The 16,430-nt window shown below is 68.2% G+C and carries 22 protein-coding genes; 9 read left to right on the top strand and 13 right to left on the bottom strand.

All coding sequences use genetic code 11. The annotated features are described in order from the left end of the window. Positions 1-143 precede the first annotated feature (143 nt). The 3 genes from ACWEO7_RS25460 to ACWEO7_RS25450 all read left to right on the top strand — a co-directional run bounded on the left by ACWEO7_RS25460 (position 144) and on the right by ACWEO7_RS25450 (position 1,250). Complete coding sequence (locus ACWEO7_RS25460) at positions 144-524, top strand: hypothetical protein (RefSeq protein ID WP_452426718.1); 381 nt, start codon at positions 144-146, stop codon at positions 522-524. An 83-nt stretch (positions 525-607) separates the two neighbouring features. Then, positions 608-934 carry a hypothetical protein gene (locus ACWEO7_RS25455; RefSeq protein ID WP_452426716.1) on the top strand — a complete coding sequence of 109 codons (327 nt, stop codon included), beginning with the start codon at positions 608-610 and terminating at the stop codon, positions 932-934. Positions 935-941: 7 nt separating this feature from the next. Continuing rightward, positions 942-1,250, top strand: a complete 309-nt coding sequence (locus tag ACWEO7_RS25450) for a hypothetical protein (RefSeq protein WP_452426714.1) — start codon at positions 942-944, stop codon at positions 1,248-1,250. Between the two features lies 1 nt (position 1,251). Here the strand turns inward: ACWEO7_RS25450 and ACWEO7_RS25445 are convergent, their stop codons facing one another. Then, positions 1,252-1,932, bottom strand: a complete 681-nt coding sequence (locus ACWEO7_RS25445) for a RibD family protein (RefSeq protein ID WP_452426712.1) — start codon at positions 1,930-1,932, stop codon at positions 1,252-1,254. After that, positions 1,929-3,287: a helix-turn-helix domain-containing protein gene (locus ACWEO7_RS25440; protein ID WP_452426710.1), complete on the bottom strand. Its 1,359-nt coding sequence runs from the start codon at positions 3,285-3,287 to the stop codon at positions 1,929-1,931. The genes ACWEO7_RS25445 and ACWEO7_RS25440 overlap by 4 nt, the downstream gene beginning before the upstream one ends. Positions 3,288-3,588: 301 nt before the next feature. Here ACWEO7_RS25440 and ACWEO7_RS25435 point away from each other — a divergent pair, with 301 nt between their 5' ends. The 5 genes from ACWEO7_RS25435 to ACWEO7_RS25415 are packed head-to-tail and all read left to right on the top strand — an operon-like array spanning position 3,589 to position 5,191. Beyond that, the gene (locus ACWEO7_RS25435) at positions 3,589-3,768 is read left to right on the top strand and encodes a hypothetical protein (protein WP_452426708.1); all 180 of its coding nucleotides are present in this window, start codon (positions 3,589-3,591) and stop codon (positions 3,766-3,768) included. 6 nt (positions 3,769-3,774) lie between these two features. After that, complete coding sequence (locus tag ACWEO7_RS25430) at positions 3,775-4,218, top strand: hypothetical protein (RefSeq protein WP_452426706.1); 444 nt, start codon at positions 3,775-3,777, stop codon at positions 4,216-4,218. 11 nt (positions 4,219-4,229) lie between these two features. Continuing rightward, on the top strand, positions 4,230-4,538 hold the full coding sequence (locus tag ACWEO7_RS25425) for a hypothetical protein (RefSeq protein ID WP_452426704.1): 309 nt from the start codon (positions 4,230-4,232) through the stop codon (positions 4,536-4,538). After that, complete coding sequence (locus tag ACWEO7_RS25420) at positions 4,535-4,879, top strand: hypothetical protein (RefSeq protein WP_452426702.1); 345 nt, start codon at positions 4,535-4,537, stop codon at positions 4,877-4,879. Before ACWEO7_RS25425 ends, ACWEO7_RS25420 begins: the two co-directional genes overlap by 4 nt. A 15-nt stretch (positions 4,880-4,894) precedes the next feature. After that, a complete protein-coding gene (locus ACWEO7_RS25415) occupies positions 4,895-5,191 on the top strand; it encodes a Clp protease N-terminal domain-containing protein (RefSeq protein WP_452426701.1) in 297 nt (98 codons plus the stop codon). Positions 5,192-5,238: 47 nt separating this feature from the next. Here ACWEO7_RS25415 and ACWEO7_RS25410 read toward each other — a convergent pair whose 3' ends face one another. The 11 genes from ACWEO7_RS25410 to ACWEO7_RS25360 form a co-directional block, all read right to left on the bottom strand. Further along, positions 5,239-5,808, bottom strand: a complete 570-nt coding sequence (locus tag ACWEO7_RS25410) for a hypothetical protein (RefSeq protein ID WP_452426699.1) — start codon at positions 5,806-5,808, stop codon at positions 5,239-5,241. After that, a complete protein-coding gene (locus ACWEO7_RS25405) occupies positions 5,808-6,560 on the bottom strand; it encodes a hypothetical protein (RefSeq protein WP_452426697.1) in 753 nt (250 codons plus the stop codon). Before ACWEO7_RS25405 ends, ACWEO7_RS25410 begins: the two co-directional genes overlap by 1 nt. Before the next feature lie 17 nt (positions 6,561-6,577). Continuing rightward, positions 6,578-7,273, bottom strand: coding sequence for a hypothetical protein (locus ACWEO7_RS25400; protein WP_452426695.1), 696 nt, complete (start codon positions 7,271-7,273; stop codon positions 6,578-6,580). Between the two features lie 97 nt (positions 7,274-7,370). Then, entirely contained in the window at positions 7,371-9,047 is a 1,677-nt protein-coding gene (locus ACWEO7_RS25395) for a hypothetical protein (protein WP_452426693.1), read from the bottom strand. A 12-nt stretch (positions 9,048-9,059) separates the two neighbouring features. Further along, positions 9,060-9,506, bottom strand: a complete 447-nt coding sequence (locus ACWEO7_RS25390; protein ID WP_452426691.1) for a hypothetical protein — start codon at positions 9,504-9,506, stop codon at positions 9,060-9,062. A 9-nt stretch (positions 9,507-9,515) separates the two neighbouring features. Beyond that, positions 9,516-9,926 (bottom strand): hypothetical protein, encoded by a 411-nt coding sequence (locus ACWEO7_RS25385; protein ID WP_452426689.1) that lies wholly within the window; start codon positions 9,924-9,926, stop codon positions 9,516-9,518. Positions 9,927-9,933: 7 nt separating this feature from the next. Next, positions 9,934-10,248 (bottom strand): hypothetical protein, encoded by a 315-nt coding sequence (locus ACWEO7_RS25380; protein ID WP_452426687.1) that lies wholly within the window; start codon positions 10,246-10,248, stop codon positions 9,934-9,936. 12 nt (positions 10,249-10,260) lie between these two features. Then, positions 10,261-11,082, bottom strand: a complete 822-nt coding sequence (locus ACWEO7_RS25375; protein WP_452426685.1) for a hypothetical protein — start codon at positions 11,080-11,082, stop codon at positions 10,261-10,263. Positions 11,083-11,153: 71 nt separating this feature from the next. After that, positions 11,154-13,070, bottom strand: coding sequence for a major capsid protein (locus ACWEO7_RS25370; protein WP_452426683.1), 1,917 nt, complete (start codon positions 13,068-13,070; stop codon positions 11,154-11,156). Positions 13,071-13,142: 72 nt separating this feature from the next. Continuing rightward, positions 13,143-13,286 (bottom strand): hypothetical protein, encoded by a 144-nt coding sequence (locus tag ACWEO7_RS25365; RefSeq protein WP_452426681.1) that lies wholly within the window; start codon positions 13,284-13,286, stop codon positions 13,143-13,145. Continuing rightward, on the bottom strand, positions 13,286-15,163 hold the full coding sequence (locus ACWEO7_RS25360; RefSeq protein WP_452426679.1) for a 2'-5' RNA ligase family protein: 1,878 nt from the start codon (positions 15,161-15,163) through the stop codon (positions 13,286-13,288). Before ACWEO7_RS25360 ends, ACWEO7_RS25365 begins: the two co-directional genes overlap by 1 nt. A 116-nt stretch (positions 15,164-15,279) precedes the next feature. Here ACWEO7_RS25360 and ACWEO7_RS25355 point away from each other — a divergent pair, with 116 nt between their 5' ends. Then, the gene (locus tag ACWEO7_RS25355) at positions 15,280-16,269 is read left to right on the top strand and encodes a hypothetical protein (protein ID WP_452426677.1); all 990 of its coding nucleotides are present in this window, start codon (positions 15,280-15,282) and stop codon (positions 16,267-16,269) included. Positions 16,270-16,430: the final 161 nt, after the last annotated feature.

Raw genomic sequence — 16,430 nt, 5'->3', positions numbered from 1 at the left:
ACCTCCGGGGCCCTTTCGGTTGTGGGGAACACGCCGACTCGAAGTGTTGCAATTCATGAGAGAAGTGTTGTAAATTATGAGGTGTCGGAAGGGGGTCGGACCCCGACCGGCGCAGCAGTTCACCAACACACGAAAGGACTCCCATGATCGACACCTTCGACCGCGACGACCGCAATGGCGTGTTCATCGTCCAGGCCATCCGCGCCCACGCCAAGATCTCGAAGATGCTGGCGTGCCTGCCCATTCCGATCGCGTTCCAGCACGCCGACGTCAGGAATGTCACGGCGGCCGTCGCCGCCGTCGAGCGAGCGTACGTGCTCATCCCGGATATCCCGATGGACGCGGGCCTTCGTGCCGAGGCGGTCTCCGTCCTGGTCGACTGGCTCACCGCCGTTACCCTCGCCCTCGCCGCGTTTGATGAAGACGACGACACCGGGGCCGACTGGATGTTCCGCTCGGCGAAGATGAACGTCATGCGCGCCGACGTCGCCGCCGCCGAGGTTCGTCAGAAGTTGATGCAGTAGCTCGACCGGCCCGCCCGGCGGACCACCTCCGCCGGGCGGCCAATCCCAGATCCAGCAAACCGGACCGGATAGTATTCGAAACTGTGTTCGAGTACTGGGCTGACGAGCTCTCGGCTCCGCTGCGGCGGGTCGTGGACCCGCCCGCGCCCGTACTCGTCGACCTCGGCACCGCGATCCCCACCGACGGCCCATTTCGCCGGGACACGCTCTCACTGCGCATCAAGGCCGGTGGCCTGAACGTCGCTGCCACCGTCCCCGGCCTGCTCTACGCCTGGGCCCGCGCGAACGACGGCACCTGGCTCGGCCTCGTCGCCTTCACCATCCACACCGGCAACGAGCACGGCCGCGTGGAAGCACGGCAATGGTGCCCGGGGCGCGCCATCACGCCACAACGATCACCCCGCCGATAATCGACCGGTGGCCGACGAACACCTGATGACCGCCGAGCAACAGGCACTCGTGCGCGCCGTCGTGGTCGCCATCAACCGGCCCGAACGCCCCATCACCGCCGTCGACATTCACCGGATCCTGTCCGCCGAAATGACTCCGTCGCCCGAGCTCGACGACGTCGAGGCGGTCGTGCGGATTCTCCAGTTGCCGCACGTGCGAGCACGACGCGGCGAGTCATCCACGGTGGTGCTCGGCCGGATCCTCGACGTGCTCGAGGCGGCCGCGATGGGAGAGGAGTACCAGCCGCCGCAGGACGATATCGACGACCGGTACTGACCTACGCCTTCGGGTGGTAGCGCAGTACCGCGATGTCGCCGAGCTGCGTGACGTCGACCAGCCGCATCCTCCGCGTCGAACCCCCTGGGAACTGTGCGGGATTCACGAACCGCGGCGCCGCGCTGTCGCCGACCAGAGTGGGGCCGATCGCGAGGTGGAGCTCGTCGGCGAGCCCGGCCGACAGGAACGCCGTGTGCATGTGGGAGCCGCCTTCGACCATCAACTGGCCGACGCCCCGCGCGCCGAGATCGTCGAGCAGCGCACCGAAGTCGACGGTCTCGCCGAGCGCGACGACGTCGGCCAGTTCGCCGAGCTGTTCGCGTGCCTTCGCCGCGCCGGCGTCGGTCGTGTAGACGACGGGCCGGTGTTCGTCGGTGCCGTGGTGCCAGAACTTCGCCTCGGGGTCGAGGTTGCCGCTGTCGGTGACGGTCACCTTCAACGGTTGCCGGGCCCTGCCTGCCGCGGCGCGCTCGGCCTGGCGGTCCTCGCTCTTCACGATGAGCCGGGGATTGTCGGCGCGGATCGTGCCCGCCCCGATCAAGATTGCGTCGCACTCGGCGCGGACCTGGTCGACGCGGTCGAAATCTTCGGCGTTGGACAGCATTAGCCGTTCGGCGGTCGTGTCGTCGATGTAGCCGTCGATGCTGGTTGCGACCGACAGCAGCACGTACGGCCGCGTCACGAGACGACCGCCCAGCGCTCGGCCGCCTCACGGAACTCGGCGACCTCGGGCAGATGCCGCGCCGACAGCAGCTCGTCGACGGCGCGCACGTTCTGCAGGACGCGTTCGGATCCGGTGCTGACGCCGACTTGCATCGCGGCCAGCCCGAGCGTGGCGGCGGGCTCGGCCTCACCCGCGCGGGCGTAGGCAAGGGCCTGCCGCGAGGTATAGACGGCCTGGTCGCGGGTGAACCCGGACTGCATTCCGCTGATCGCCCGACCGAATTGGTCGATGGCGGCGCGGTAGTCGCCGAGCGCTGCGCGCCCGTGCGCCTGGTGAGCGTCGATGTATGGGCTGTCGAGGAACCCACCCCACACCGGATCCGCGTCGACGTCGGCCGCCAGCGCGCGTGCACGGTCGAACGCGCGTGCGCTCGCCGACCGGTCACCGGCCAGCGCGGCACCGTACCCGGCGAACGTCGCTGCCACCGCAGCGAAACGAGTGCCCGACGGCGCGGCGCGTTCGGCGGCCTCGGCCAGCTCCATTGCCTCGACGCCGTCTTCCATGTCGTTCGCGATCTGTGCCTTACGGATCAGGGTGGCCGCGATGCAGTAGTCGTCGCCGAGCTGGTGCGACCACGTCAGCGCGCGGTCGGTCCAATGCTGGGCCCGGGGCCAGTTACAGGCGTCCTGGTACAGCCACGCCGCGAATTCGGCGTAGAAGATCCGCATTCTTTGCATCTCGGCGGCGTCGCCGATCCCTGCGCGGCGCAGCTGGTTCATGATCTCGAGGTTCTGCTCGACGAGCGGGATCACCGACTGTCCGCCGTAGAGGTTGTCGCTCTCGATCAGCGACATTCGCAGTGTGCGGAAGTGGGCGGGGTGGTCGATGTGGCTGTGGGCCAGGGCCGCCGCGGGCTTGGCGCCCACGGCGGCGGCTAGGGCTCCGGCTCCGAATCCTGCGACTACGGTGCGACGTGGGAGTGACACGAGGACGACCTCTCCGGCGGCGGTCCGGGCGCGCACCCAGACCTGATCAGCATCACCAGCACCCGACGCGATCGGCACCAGCCGAGCGGGGGTGTCATTCGCCAGCGTAACCGTTACCGGGAGTCCGGCATCGGGTTCGTCTCGCTGCGATCCGATCTCGGCGAGGGCCCGCTCGAACCGGGCGCTCACCTCCGGCGACGCCTCCGCGAGCGCCTTGTCGAGCAGTTCCCGGCTGCTCGGACGCATGTGCGCAGAGACGCCCTGAAGCTCCCAGTTCGTCACCGACCTCGCCGAGATTCCCGTTCTGGCCGCGAACTTTTCGACGCTGAGCAGCATCGCCTCGCGCAGCGCTCTCGATTCCACTCCGGTCCAGCGATAGATGATCATCGGCTCGCTCCAGCCCCTGCTCGTGCCGCCGTGGTGAATTCGAAAACTACACCGGTTCAACCGCATCCGCGCTCGAAACGCTCAGGGGAGACGTTGCGAAGTTGCGGTGCAACTGCATCGCCGCTGCCTAGTTGCTTCCGCCCGCCCCGGCGACGCTGAGACAGCACACCGGTATCGGACCGCAGGCGATTCCTCATCACGTCTCGGATACGTACCCGGCCGCGCGCGAGGTCATCTTCGGTTCGGACCGCGCGGCCGTCCCGGTACCGGTGTGCCCGAACCGCCTGCCACGGAGGCCGCCATGCGTATCACGCAAGACACCCGGGACCTGTGGGCCGCGCATTACCGCGACTGCGGAACCGAACCCACAGACCTCGACCTGGACCGCGCCCGGTTCGTCCTCGCCACCCATTCCGGCCACGGCGGCAGCTGCCTGCCCTACTTGGCCGCGATGGCGTACTCGCTCGGATCGAAGGGATAGCCCGGCATGGACGCGGGCAACAGATCCCAGTGTGGGTTGCCGGACTGGCACGAACTCAGCTCGGCGATCCGCTACGTCGCGGGCGACCGGCCGGGGGATCACCTCGTCACCCGGTGGGCGCGCGCGCTCGCGCACCTGCACCGCACCCGCCGCATCGAACCCGGCCGCGCCAGCGATATCGACCAGCGCCGCGCCGAGGTGGTCACGCTGATCAACCAGTGGGTGAGTACCCACCTTGCGCCGGCCACCCGCGCCGCCGATGTCGGGCCCGCCGCTGACGCGCTCGCCGCCGCCTACATCGACGCCGAGGTGCTGCTGCTGGCGCAGAACGAAACTCCCGAGGAGACGCTGCACGCGGCGTGGTCTCACGTGGGTTACCTCGCTACGCAGTGGGCCGACCTGGTGACCGCGGTCGTGGATGGACAGCCATGCCCGCCGGGCCGGTGCTGATCCTTGCCGCGATGACCGCAGCGGTCATCGCCTGCGTGTTCGCCGCCGCCTGGGCGCTCGCCGCGCAACCAGCGGCCGGGCCCCGGTTCCGCGAGATCGACGAACGCCTCTGCCACGAACCACCGCCCCTGCCGCTGACGGTCGAGCAGGCCCGCCAGCAGTGGGGCAGGCATCTCGGCTGCCGCCTCACCCACTGCGCCCGCAAACGGGAGATCCAGCGGGTACTGCGCGCGGCCGGAGTCGCCCCACCGCTCGACCTCACATCAACAGCACCGACCCGGCGAGGCGGTCGGCACGCCCACACAAGGAGGAAACCATGAAGACCATCCGCGCCCTGCTCGCTGGCTGCGCGCTCACCGCATCGCTCGCGGTCGGCACACTCGCGCCGACCGCGCTCCCCGCCGCGCAGGCCGGGCCCTGCCTGTTCGGACACGTCGACCCCAAGAACGACAACAGCGCGTGCCGCGGGTCGGACTCGGCGAACTGGCCCGAATCAGAGCAGACGCCAGAAGGCACGCCAGCACTGTCGTGCAGCAGACTCAACGAGGGCGCGCGCGTGCGCACCCATGACGGTATGGGGTGGCGGTTCTGGCTGTGCCAGAAGTACAAGGACTCGTGGGGGCACACTTACTACGATTGGACCGAAGTCCTCGGCATGTGATGGGAAGGTAGAGCGATGGCGAAACCGATCACCCGGACACCCATGTTCGAGCAGCTGCTCGCCGACGCGGAAAAGGTCGCCCGCGACCGCGGCGACGGATGGATGGGCGTCGAGCACGTCTTGATCGCCGCGTTCTCCGACCCCGACGCCATCTCGACAGTGGAGTTACGCGAACGGATGGGTGTCGACACCGCCGAACTCATCCGCCGACTCGGGCAGATCATCGATGCCCCGATACCCGGCCCCGGCGAATACCGGGTGCGCAGCCTCGACGGCACCACGGAAATCCGCAAACTCGACCGCTCAGCCTGAACGCAACGCGCCCCGCCCCGAACTGCTGGGGCGGGGCGCTCGCATGTTCACGGCGTCGCGATTCGCGGGTCGCCGTCCAGCGGTGCCACGACCGAATCGAGCGGCGGCATCTGCGACCCGCACCCGCAGGTGTCGACGAGCACCGTCACGGTCATCGTGCCGCCGTGGATGGCGCCCTGCGGACCGCGCGGCATCCACGCCCCGAGTACCACCTGTTCCAGGCCAGCACACAGCGCAGCGCGGCGCATCGCCGCCGCATCGTCGAGCGCGTCCCGCGCCATCGAATCCAGGATCGCGGGCGGGTCCGGCATCGAGTTGTCCTCGGTCTGCCAGTAGCAGCGATCCACTCCGAGTTCGATCACCGCGGCCAGCTGCACCACCTGACCGGGCGTCGGCGGCCCGGCGAGCAGCTGCGGGAACTTCGTCGTGCCGCCGACCGACACCACCCGCGCCCACGCGATCCCTTCCGAGTCATCGCATCCGCACCCGTAGGCGGGGACCATGTTCCCCGGGTGCACCGTCGCGATACACGGTGCACCGGCCCGGGTCGCTGCGAGCTCGACGGCCAGGCGCTCGATCAACGTGTGCGCTGCGGCGTAGACACCGGTGTCGACCATCAGCGGATCCTCGCCACGCGCGGCGCGTCCGGGCTATACACCCGCGACGGCGCCCGCCGCTGTGCAGGATTCACTGTCGCCAGCCAGCGGTCCACCGATTCGACACCGGTCAGGCCGTTCTCGAACAGCGCGGCCGGATCGATCAGCGTGATGTCGACACCCTGGCGTGAAATCTGCTGCGCGCGAGCGGGGATCGCGCACTTGCCCGATCCGGTGCGTGCCTTCAGGAACTCCACCGCCAGGTCGACGAGCACGGCCAGCGCCGATGACGGGATCGGGATGCCGCGCCCGTAGGTGACGGTGAACGCGCCCTCGGCGTGATCCGCCGCGGTGAGATCCTGCACGGCAGGCCACGCCTGCCCGTCGACCCGCAGCAGCCATCGCCGATCCTGCACCCGGTAGGCGGTGGGCGGCAGCTGCGCGCCGTCGACCCACACCTCCATCACCTCATGCACCGGGCCCGGTAACGCGACCCGCGTGCGGCTGGCGGTGCAGTCGCACGCACCGGTGCAGCCGCAGCCACCGGCGGGCCAGGCCGCAACCGCATGATGCGGCCACCACCCGGCATGGCCCGACGGTCCGGCGTAGCTGGACGGCCGCCCGGCCGGGGTCGGGTCCGGCCGCACTGTCTCCGGGCAGACGCCGAACACGCGCCCGGACAGCGCCCACAACACCGCCGACGCCCACGCTTCGGCTGCGGCCTTATCGGCCGAACTGGCCGAGGCATACGCACTCGGCCAGTCCGAAACCACCCATCCGCAGGACGCCATTACGACAGCACCAGCGCGGACGCCGCGCACGCCGGCGTCGGCGGCGCCACGTAGGTCAGGTGCATGTCGAGATGCTGATCGGCCAGGATCGGCGTGAGCAGCTTGCCCGCGACGGGCGGATCTTCCGGGTCGGCTCCCGGGTTGAGATCCACGTTGTACGGGCCCTTGCCCCACTGGCTCCCGGCCTGTGTGCGCGCGTTCTCGATTTTGAACTCGGCCGCCCCGTTCTGGATGGAGAACGACGCGAGACGGCCGCCGTGCAGCCACGGCGCGAGGAAGTAGCCGTAGGGTTTGGCGCTGGTGCAGGCGACCCCCGGGATGTCGGTCCAGGTCTCCAGGGCCCAATCGGTGCTGATGACCTGACCGACGCGGATACCGACCGCGTTGCCCGCGTGATCCATCACGATCGGCTGGCTGAGCACCATGCCGAGCAAGTCGGGGTTCACGCCGGTGAAAGTCGCATTGACGCCGATCCACTTGAGCTGGTCGTCGTCCTTGAACAGGTAGGCGAAGCGGCCGTCGGCCTTCTTCTGCGACATCTCTTCGCCGTCCTCGTATTCGGGCGCGAATTCGATGGTGGTGAACCCGTCGGTCGTGAGGGTGTTCTTCGCGCCCGCGGACGGGGCGCCGCAGTTGGTGACAGCGGTGAATCGGGCGACCTTGCCGCGAACGGACGGCCAGCACGTGGTTGCCATTATTGACCTCCAGCCGGGGATTTCGCCCGGCCCGAGGCCAGCAGCACGCTTAGAAGCAGGATAGTCGCCCGCACCCCGCCGACACCGGAACGACCGATCAGGCGACGTCGTAGTACAGGTACGTGTTCGTCGAACCGGCCGCGATCGTGGCGCTCGCCCCGAACGGCGAGGTGTACTGCAACGAGATCGTGTCGTTCAGCGCCAACGTCGTCGACACCGGCGAGAACGTGATCGAGGCCGTATTGAATGCGATGCTCGCCGTAGCGATCTGGACGCCGTTCTTCAGGATTCGCAGCGTCAGCGCGGTACCCGAGAACCAGTTCGCCGACAGCGTCACCTTGCACTGGATGACGACGCTCCCTGCGCCGTCGCTCTTCAGCGCATCGCTGACGATGCTGGTGGCCGGGTAGCCGGAGCGCGCCGCCCACCCGGCGACGAGAGCAGTCTGATCCGAGCCGATGGACTGGGTACCGGACTTGTCCATGCCCATCGCCGATATCCCCGACGACGAACCGACTGCGGGCTCTGGTGCCACTGCCGATACAGCGGCAGCGGGAGCCATCACCATCAGCGTTGGGGCTGGAACCGGCGCGACCGCGGACGCGACCGCGGACGGTGGGGTCGCTGCCCACCGGGCCACCGGTGTCGGTGCCACGGCCGACGCTGAGGGCGCGGAGAGGGGGACAAGCATCGACACGACTTGGCTCGGCATCGCCGACGATGCGACTGCCGCAGGCGGCGAGGCGATCTCGCGTACCACTGGAGCCACCGACGAGGCAATAGCCACGGCCGTGGGCGGCTCGGCCCGCATCGACAGGCTCGACGGCACGACGGCCGCCGTGGATGCCGCAGCGGCAGGCACCGGCAACGCAGCGAGCACAGTCGGTGTCGGCATCACCGCGGACACCGCCGCAGCAGGCGGTGACGCTGTGCGCGCGAACCCGGGCGCGGGCGCGACCGCCGACACCGCGCCAGCCGTGGACAGCAGCGTCATCGACACCAGCGGCGTCGGTCCCACCGCGGCGCTGGCAGCCGCGGGTGGCGCGGCGGTGACCAGCAGGCTCGGGCTCGGCGCCGCCGCCGACGCCGCCGCAGAGGGCGCGACGAGGACCAATACCGCCGCCGGTGTCGGCATCACTGCCGACGCTTCGGCGGCCGGGACCGTGATGATCCGGTCGTTGGTCAGGGACGGACCGGCCGCGGCAGCAATCAGGCCCGCGGCCGGTGCGGAGACGAGCATCGTGATCGTCGGTGCGGCAGCGTCGGCGATTGATTCGGCGGCCGAGGTGAGCACGACACCGTGGGTGAGCTGGATCGTCGGTGCTGCGGCATCTGCGGTCGCTGCGCCAGCGGTGACGTCGATCGCCGCCGTGATCTGCGGTCCCGGCATCACCGCCGAGCTTGCTGCGGCGGTGATGCCGGGGCCGACCAGCAGCGACGGCCCGGCAGCGTCGGCGAGTACGGCTCCCGCCGAGACGGGCACAGCCGCGAGGATCACCGGTGCGGGTGCGTCTGCGACGACGACTGCGGGAGGGGGTGAGATGGCCGCCCCGAATCCCGGCACCGGCATCATCGCGACTGTTCCGCCCGCGGTGACTGGCAGCGCGGCAAGGATCACCGGTGCCGACGCATCGGCGAAAGCGGCAGCGGCGGCGGCGAGGATCATGCCCTCGAGGTCCACCCACACCAGCCGGTCACCGAGGTAGACGCGACGAATCCGCCGCTCACCTACGTAGATGCGGCTGATTGTCCTGCCGCGCAGGTGGATCGCCACCGCTGCCGCCGATCAGGCCGCAGCCAGATACAGCACACCATCGGTTGTGTCCCAGGTGATCTGGAAGTTGATTGCCGACGGACTCTGGTTGCCGCCGAAATCGACGTACCCGATCAGCGGCCTGGTGGCGTTCGTTGATGGGGTGCTGTTGTAGATGATGCCGTAGCGCCCGTTGGAGAACGTGACGTCGTTCCACACCGCGTTGGCGGCCGTCAGGCGGCATCGGTTGGTGGTGCTGTCGTAGGTGGCCGCGCACGAGGTGAGCAGCAGACCGCCCGCGGTGTAGTTCGTGCCGCTGATCTCGTTGGCGACGACGTCATCGAGATAGTCGTGAGCGTCCTGATCGGGCGTGTACGAGCTCGATGCGATCATGACTTTGATCGCATCCGCCGTCCAGCTGATCTCCTTGCGCACGAAAGCGAGCTGGCCGCGCCCATACCACTTGGCTGTAGCTGCCATGACAATCTCCTAATCAGGAATGAGATAGACGGTTTCGGGGTCGATGGCGCTCAGCGCGGCGAAGTCCTCGGGCTCCATGAGCAGGGCCACGGCGACGCCGCCGCCGTTGCGGACGGCCTTCGCTTTCTCGTCCGCAGGGACCTCTTCGGAGGCGGTGAGCAGCGGGCCGAGCCGGATCGGGGTCGGCCAGTCCGGGACCGTGATGTCATAGGCGACACCGTTGATCCGCACCCGCACCAGGCCAGCCAGCAGATCCGGCGTGGTGAACGAGCCATCCGGCGCGACCGCGACGTGCACGTACTGCGGGGTCACGATGAATTCGCCCGTCGCGTTGTCCCGCATGGCGGGAGCCCAGAACGAGATCGCGCGCACGTCTCCGTGCCCGGCGATATCGGCGAAGGTGTCCGAGATGACCGTCACCACAGGCTCACTTCGTGGTGCGCGAGCTGGCGCGCTTGGCCGGGGCCTTCTTCGGTTGCGGCGCGGGCTTGGCCGGATTCGAGTCAGGGTTTTCGGGGGCCTCGGCACTTACTACGGCAGTAGAACCGTCCGCGCCCTCGGCGTCGGCCTGGTCCTCGTCGCGGATGTATCCGGCGGCGCGCGCCAGCTCGTCATCCACCGACACCCCGGGGTACTTGCCGCCGGTGACGATCTGCACCCGATCGGGTGCGTCACCGGCGGCGGCCAGGAGCCGCGAGGCGATCTCGGCCAGATTGCCGTTGACGGCGAGAATCGTGGGCATGACGGGTGACTCCTAGGTGAGCGTGACCGGCACGGCCGCGCGCACGCAGTCGTCCCAGCCCACGGCGTACGTGCGATCGGCGACCGCGTAGAGCACGTTGTTCGCGCGGTCGAATGACTGCTCCCGGGTGCGGCGGTGATTGACGCCGGTGCGCCGGTAGACCACCGCGCCGGTGACGACCAGCCATGTGGTGCCGGTGTCGGCGGGCCCACCGTCCGGGCCGGTGTGCGGGTAGCCCGCACCGAACGCCCATCGGTTGCCGAGCGGTGTGGTGAGACGGCCGGGCTCGGTGGCGAGCAGCTGCGCGGCGGCGGCCTGAGCGGCGACCTCACGCGGGGCATGGATGACACCGATCCCGGCGTAACCCGCCGCGAGGTACGCCTCCAGCAGGCCGACACCACGCGTGATCGACACCGGATCGGCGGCGAGCACCGCGGTCTCGTGGCCGGTGGTGTCGTCCATCAGGCGCAGGCTGGCGGTGCCCCACACGGCGGCCTCGACAGCGGTCCAGTCCCCAGCGAGCGCGGCAGCCGCGCGGGCGTCCATCTTCGGTTTGTCGAGATCGACCGGGGAGCAGGTGAATCCGGCGTAGACCGTGATCGGGGGCGCGACCGGGTAGGCGCCGATGCCCTCGGTGAGATCGAGTTCGGTCGGGTCGTCACCACATTCGGCCGGGTCAAGATGTGCGAGGGCGCACGGGTTCGGCTCCCACGCGATCCCGGCGAGCCGCATACGCGGGTCGGCGACGGCGGCCTGGTCGGCAGCGGACTGCAACCCATATCGGGCGGGGGTGAACGCGGGGGCGGGGACGAGCAGCGGCGGGGGAGCGACCACCGGGAGACCTCCTGATCAGGGGGACAACCACAGATCCCCCGGCCGCACGAATGCGGCCGGGGGAGCGGTGATTACGGGGTTTCCGGCGGGACGATCTGCCCGTTGGAATCGAGGATCTGACCGGCCGCGGTGCTGCCGTTCGCCGACAGCGCGATCCGCAGCAGGCGCGGCTTGTACCGGCGCTTGATCACCAGCAGCTTTTCCTCCACGAACAGGTGCAAGACCTCGTTGTTGCGGAGGTTGGTGGTGTCGTAGACGGCCTGCATCGTGATGATGTCGCCGCGGCTGCGCAGGTACGTGGTCGGCAGGTGCACCAGCACGTCGACCGAGGTGGGCCACGCGGTGACGGGAGTCGTGCCGCCGAAACCGTCGCTGACGCCGGTGAACGCGTCCTGCCAGTCGTAGACGAACGACGGGATCGCGTTGCGCTGCTTGAACCAGGCGAGGATCTTCGCGTCCTCGACCATGTACGACTCGGTCGCGGAGCCGTTGGTGCGGATCGACTGGTCCGCGCGCAGCAGCGGTCGCACCCAGCGCGGGATCTCAACCTTGAGGGTGACGTTGTCGCCGATGCGGTTCGCGTAGCGGATGTCCTCGATCTGGATGTCGATCGAGTTGAGCAGCTGCGGCGTCGCGGACGGGCCGAGCGACAGCGAGATCGCCGCACCCGCGTCGGCCACCATCCGGTTGATGGTGCGCGCGTTGACGCGGTGCGCGTGCGCGACCAACGCGTGAGCGATGATGTCCTCGGTGATCTCCGGGTAGGCGTCGTGCTGCAAGATGCCGCCGTTGATGCCGAACCCGATGGCCTCGGCTCGCTTCTCGCTCCAGTTGCTCGGGCACGGGATCGAGAACACCGGCTTGGATGTGCCGGACACGGTGCCGCCGGTCGCGGTGGTGAACCCGGTACCCGCGATGTTCTGGGCCTCGGTCTGGATGAAGCCCATACCGGCGCCGGTGTAGATCGCGGTGTAGTCCGGGCCCTCGGTCCACATCAGACCGCCGCGCGGGGACTGCACCTCGGCGACATCGACCATGCCCGCGGTGCCGTCCGCGAGGATCGGAGACATTTCGTACAGTCGCTCGGACGGCGAGCACCAACCGTTGCCCGCGGCGGCTGTGAGCGGCTGCGGGAGACGCGACTGATCCAGCGCGTGATCCATGACGCGCTGCGCGTCGTTCTCGTCCTGCACGACCAGGTCGTCCGGGAACGGAACGCGGAACTGCGCGAAGTTCGCCACGACCCGCGTGTTCGGGACGATGTGATCGGGGAACGCCTGCACCTTCGCGGTCGCGGCCCTCGCCACCGCCTCGAGATTTTCCATCCGCGCACCGGCGGAATACCCGTCGACGTCCGCTGCGGCGGTGATCACGACGCCGGCCGGGCCCGGGTCGGGGCGGCGGACCTCACGCGGGGGCAGGTCCGACAGTCGCGGCACTCGGCGGCGCGGCGCTGCGGCTACGAGCGCGGGTTCCGCGGCGGGCGCCGGTGCCGGGTCGGCGGCCACCGCCGCGGGCGCGGCATCGGTTGCGGGTGGGGCCGGATCACCGGCGGGTTCGGTGGGGGCGTCGGTGGTGTCGCCGCCGTCCTCACCGCCGTCACCGCCCTTGTCCCCGCCTTCGGTGTCACCCCCGCCTTCGCCGCCGTCGTCCTTGTCGGTGGTCTTCGCCGTGGGATTGACCCGCTCGGCCAGCTTGGACATGCGCTCGGCCTGCTCGCCTGCGATCTTGTCGCGGCGGCCGACCTCGACGCGCACACCGTCAGCGACGTCGGCGAGCGCTTCCATCACGGCGGCTTCGTCGTCGCTGAACTTCGCTGTGCCGTCGCCGTAGAGCTCGTTGAACTTGGCGGTCGCCGCGTCCAGCAGCGCGGCCACATCGGTATCGGTGGGAGCTTCGGCGAGAAGCGTTGCGACCGCATCGGCCGCGGACTGACCTTCGGCCGCGCCGGTGGCGGCGTCGATAAGGGACTGAAGCGTGATCTTCACCGCAAGCCTCCGTGCTCGGGCAATGAATGCCCGGCCCGAGGCCAGCGGCTTAACTGCGTCTACTGTATCCGCTCACAGCTGTTGAGCTTGGTACGTGCCGCCCACCTGAGCTGCAACGGCCCGCGCCTCGTCTTCGGATTTGTAGGTGACCGTCGCCCCGGACGGGTGCACCACCTGATGCAGGGTCTTCTTCGGACCGCAATTGCAGTTGCCCATCAGCGGACTCCTCTCGTTGCTGCCGCCATGCGAGCGGCCACGTTGCGGATTCGCCCCGCGCGAATCCGTCCTGCCGCGTGCGCGATTCGCCGCGTACGCAACACGTCATCGAGGTCGAGCACCCGCGGCCCGCGGGCGCCGCGACGCAGCATCCCGGCCGCGACCAGCGACCGCACACCGGCCGCCGCCAGCGCGCGCGTGCGCGCGACGATCGGGAACCCGGGGGAGTTGACGGCCAGGACCGCGATCAGCTCCAGCGCATCGCTGTTGCGGCGGACACCGCGCCAGTCACCGGAGATCCCTGATCGGCGCAGTTCCTCGATGCGGTCCTCGTCGACTCCGGGCAGGATGCGCCCGGACAGCCATGGGCCGACCGCTCCGTCCCGGCAGCGCACGACCGCGACTGCCGTGCAGGTGTTGTCGTAGTGCTCGGCCGCCGCACGCAATCCCAGGTGCAGCCCGGCGTGCCCGCCGCGGTCGCGGTCGCGGCTGATGGTGATCTTCCCGACCGCCATCGGACCGTCGTCGGTGCGGATCGTGCCCTGGTGGAAAAACGCATAGTCGAATGCGCTTGTGGGAGGCGTGACACAGATGTCGGCGAATCCCACATGGCAGCTACCCCATTCGGCGAGGTGCCCGAACACGCGCCCGTCATCGGTGATCGTCAGCCGCGTCGGCTCGTCCGGTTCCGGCAGCTCGAAATCACGGTGGTCGTAGACCACGGCCGCCGCCGTCAGCGCGGTGGTCACCGGCTCCAACGGGATGTCCTCGTACTTCCCGGCGAACGCGACGCGGATGCGGTCGAATCGGATCGGGCCGGTCTCCGACAGGTCCGCGACCGGCAGCCCGTAGCCAGCGGTCACGTGCGGCACGAACGTGTCGTGCTGCTCAGGCACGGGCCCGCCGCTGTCGAGCGCCGCACCGAGTACTGCCTGCCGGAAGTCCGCCAGGCCGTCGGCGCCGACGAGGTACACCGCGCACGGGTCCTTGTCCGGCGAGTTCGGGTTGAACGCCGCATGCCCCCAGACCTCGCCTAGCATCGGCCCGGACGGCGCGAGCTCAGCGACCGCCGTATGCACGTCGTCGATCTGCTCCGGGGTCCACTCCACGGCCTCACCGAGATAGGCAAGGGTGACGTGCAACTCGTCGACGTCCTCGCCGCCCTCGACCGCAAGCCGCGCCGCATCCTCGGCGGCCGGGACGAGCGCGATCATGGCGCCGGTGTGCTCGGTTTCGGCGTCGTCAGATTCGTCGTCCTCGGTCGCGGGTCCGGCGGCAGCGGTGAGCGCTTGGATGTCGTAGGCGGGCATGACCCGCGCCTGCTCGAAGGCTGGGGACGACAGCATCGTGACGCCAGCGACCTTCCATCGGTCGACACGCCACAGCCATTCAGCGACCGGGTCAGCAGACCAGTCGGGTTCACCAGGCACGCTCGCGCCCTGCTGCCAAGCGGCGATGCGTTCGGGCGGTACCTCATTGCCCTCGGCATCGAGCGGCACCTGTGTCACCGCGATGTCGGAGAAGTCGACCGACACCCAGCCCGCCGCGCCGCGCCCCAGCTTCGCGGCCCAGTCGTACGCCTTGGGATCCGCGAGGTCGAACGGACCCTCGCCCCAAACCATGCCGTCTTGCACCCATAGCCGAGTAATCAGACCGACGACGATCGACCCGCCGTGCCTGTCCGCCGACTGTTCCTGAACGGACAGTGGCTGCGGCAATGGGCGATGCGGTACCTCGTCGCCGACGAGCACGTACTCACGCACGTAGTCCTGGGCATCACCAGAGCGGGTGTTGACCGGCAGGATCGGACCACGCCAACCGGCCGGTGCACCACCCTCAGCAGCGATAACGTCGGCGGCGAGCGTAGGCGCACTCATGACAGCCTCCAATCATTAGGGACAGTTCGACTGTATCCATGTATCTGCCGCGATATCGCACGAGAGCCATCTCATCGTGTCGGAGGAGGCTGGGCTACTTGGGTTAGAGTTCAGGGGTGCGTCTCGACGACGACCCACCATGGTCGAAGAAGCAGCTCAGGCGTTTGGGTGAGGCGATCCGTGAGCGTAGAGAGCAAGAGATGGTCGCGCCTTCGTATGACGACGTGGTCTTGTGGTACGACGATCTGCAAGCCACCATTCAGGAGTGCATCGGCAAAATTGATTTCTCACCGATTCTTGGTGACGAATGGAAACCGCTGATATCGGGGCGTCCTAAAACTATTGATACACTCAGGGAAAAGCTTGTCGCGAATCCGAATTGGCCGCTCTCAAATATAATTGATGTGGCTGGCGTGCGAGTTGAGGGAAGTATGACTCTCAGCGAGCAGGATGCAGTAGCACGACTAATCGCTGATTCCCTGGGATTGAATCTCGAAGACGTCGCGAGTGACACGCGGCAAGCGCCGCATTCGGGCTATCGCGCTTTGCATTTGCGAGCGAATTTCCCGGCAGGCAAAGCTGAGATCCAGATCAGGACTTCAGTGCAGAGCGCTTGGGCGAACATGTACGAGGACCTTGCCGATCTGATCGGCAGGGGGATTCGATATGGAGAAGTTCCCGACCATCCCGTGGGGCGGGCGGTGATCGAATTGTTTCATCTATTTTCCGTTGGGTTCGCGGTGGCTGAATACAACTGGGACATGGCGGAAACCGGTTCTAGTCCCTACAAAATTGAAGCCGTTATTCCCGAAGAGTTTAAAGATCGCTTACTTAATGTCATCGATCAGACCGCAGGATGGTTCAACCAGGTGAACGATCCCCGGGCAGATGAAGTAGCGGAAGAGTGGAAGGAAGCGAGAGCAAGCCTCCAAGAGTTGCCGCGCATCCGCATGCTAGATCGCATGGACCGCCTCAAAGTGGAAGCTTCGATGTCGGAGCTTATGCTATCGGTGCGGCAGATGGTCCGGGACGATGTGCAACGCCGAGCGAACGGAGGTGAGGCCGATGTCAGGGTACCTGGTGATCTATCAACGCCACTCGAGTAAGCGGCAAGTCATTGAATTCAGCGGAAGCGGGGGTCACCGGCGAGCGCTTGAAGAGCGGCTACGTCTTGAGAAGGAGAAACGGTTTCAAGGGCAGGATATTGAGATCGCAACCCTATCAAGCGATTCGATAGAGACGCTCAAGGTAACGCATTCTAGATACT

It is taken from the genome of Nocardia sp. NPDC004260 (assembly GCF_053603155.1).
The sequence above is the reverse complement of the archived record's forward strand: the minus strand, read 5'-3'. Positions and strand labels throughout refer to the sequence as shown.

Excerpts from the sequence above, each read along its gene's own strand:
- ACWEO7_RS25460 (WP_452426718.1), top strand. The coding sequence starts at position 144 with ATGATCGACACCTTCGACCGCGACGACCGCAATGGCGTGTTCATCGTC.
- ACWEO7_RS25440 (WP_452426710.1), bottom strand. The coding sequence starts at position 3,287 with ATGATCATCTATCGCTGGACCGGAGTGGAATCGAGAGCGCTGCGCGAG.
- ACWEO7_RS25435 (WP_452426708.1), top strand. The coding sequence starts at position 3,589 with ATGCGTATCACGCAAGACACCCGGGACCTGTGGGCCGCGCATTACCGC.
- ACWEO7_RS25430 (WP_452426706.1), top strand. The coding sequence starts at position 3,775 with ATGGACGCGGGCAACAGATCCCAGTGTGGGTTGCCGGACTGGCACGAA.
- ACWEO7_RS25425 (WP_452426704.1), top strand. The coding sequence starts at position 4,230 with ATGACCGCAGCGGTCATCGCCTGCGTGTTCGCCGCCGCCTGGGCGCTC.
- ACWEO7_RS25420 (WP_452426702.1), top strand. The coding sequence starts at position 4,535 with ATGAAGACCATCCGCGCCCTGCTCGCTGGCTGCGCGCTCACCGCATCG.
- ACWEO7_RS25415 (WP_452426701.1), top strand. The coding sequence starts at position 4,895 with ATGGCGAAACCGATCACCCGGACACCCATGTTCGAGCAGCTGCTCGCC.
- ACWEO7_RS25410 (WP_452426699.1), bottom strand. The coding sequence starts at position 5,808 with ATGGTCGACACCGGTGTCTACGCCGCAGCGCACACGTTGATCGAGCGC.
- ACWEO7_RS25400 (WP_452426695.1), bottom strand. The coding sequence starts at position 7,273 with ATGGCAACCACGTGCTGGCCGTCCGTTCGCGGCAAGGTCGCCCGATTC.
- ACWEO7_RS25390 (WP_452426691.1), bottom strand. The coding sequence starts at position 9,506 with ATGGCAGCTACAGCCAAGTGGTATGGGCGCGGCCAGCTCGCTTTCGTG.
- ACWEO7_RS25380 (WP_452426687.1), bottom strand. The coding sequence starts at position 10,248 with ATGCCCACGATTCTCGCCGTCAACGGCAATCTGGCCGAGATCGCCTCG.
- ACWEO7_RS25365 (WP_452426681.1), bottom strand. The coding sequence starts at position 13,286 with ATGGGCAACTGCAATTGCGGTCCGAAGAAGACCCTGCATCAGGTGGTG.
- ACWEO7_RS25360 (WP_452426679.1), bottom strand. The coding sequence starts at position 15,163 with ATGAGTGCGCCTACGCTCGCCGCCGACGTTATCGCTGCTGAGGGTGGT.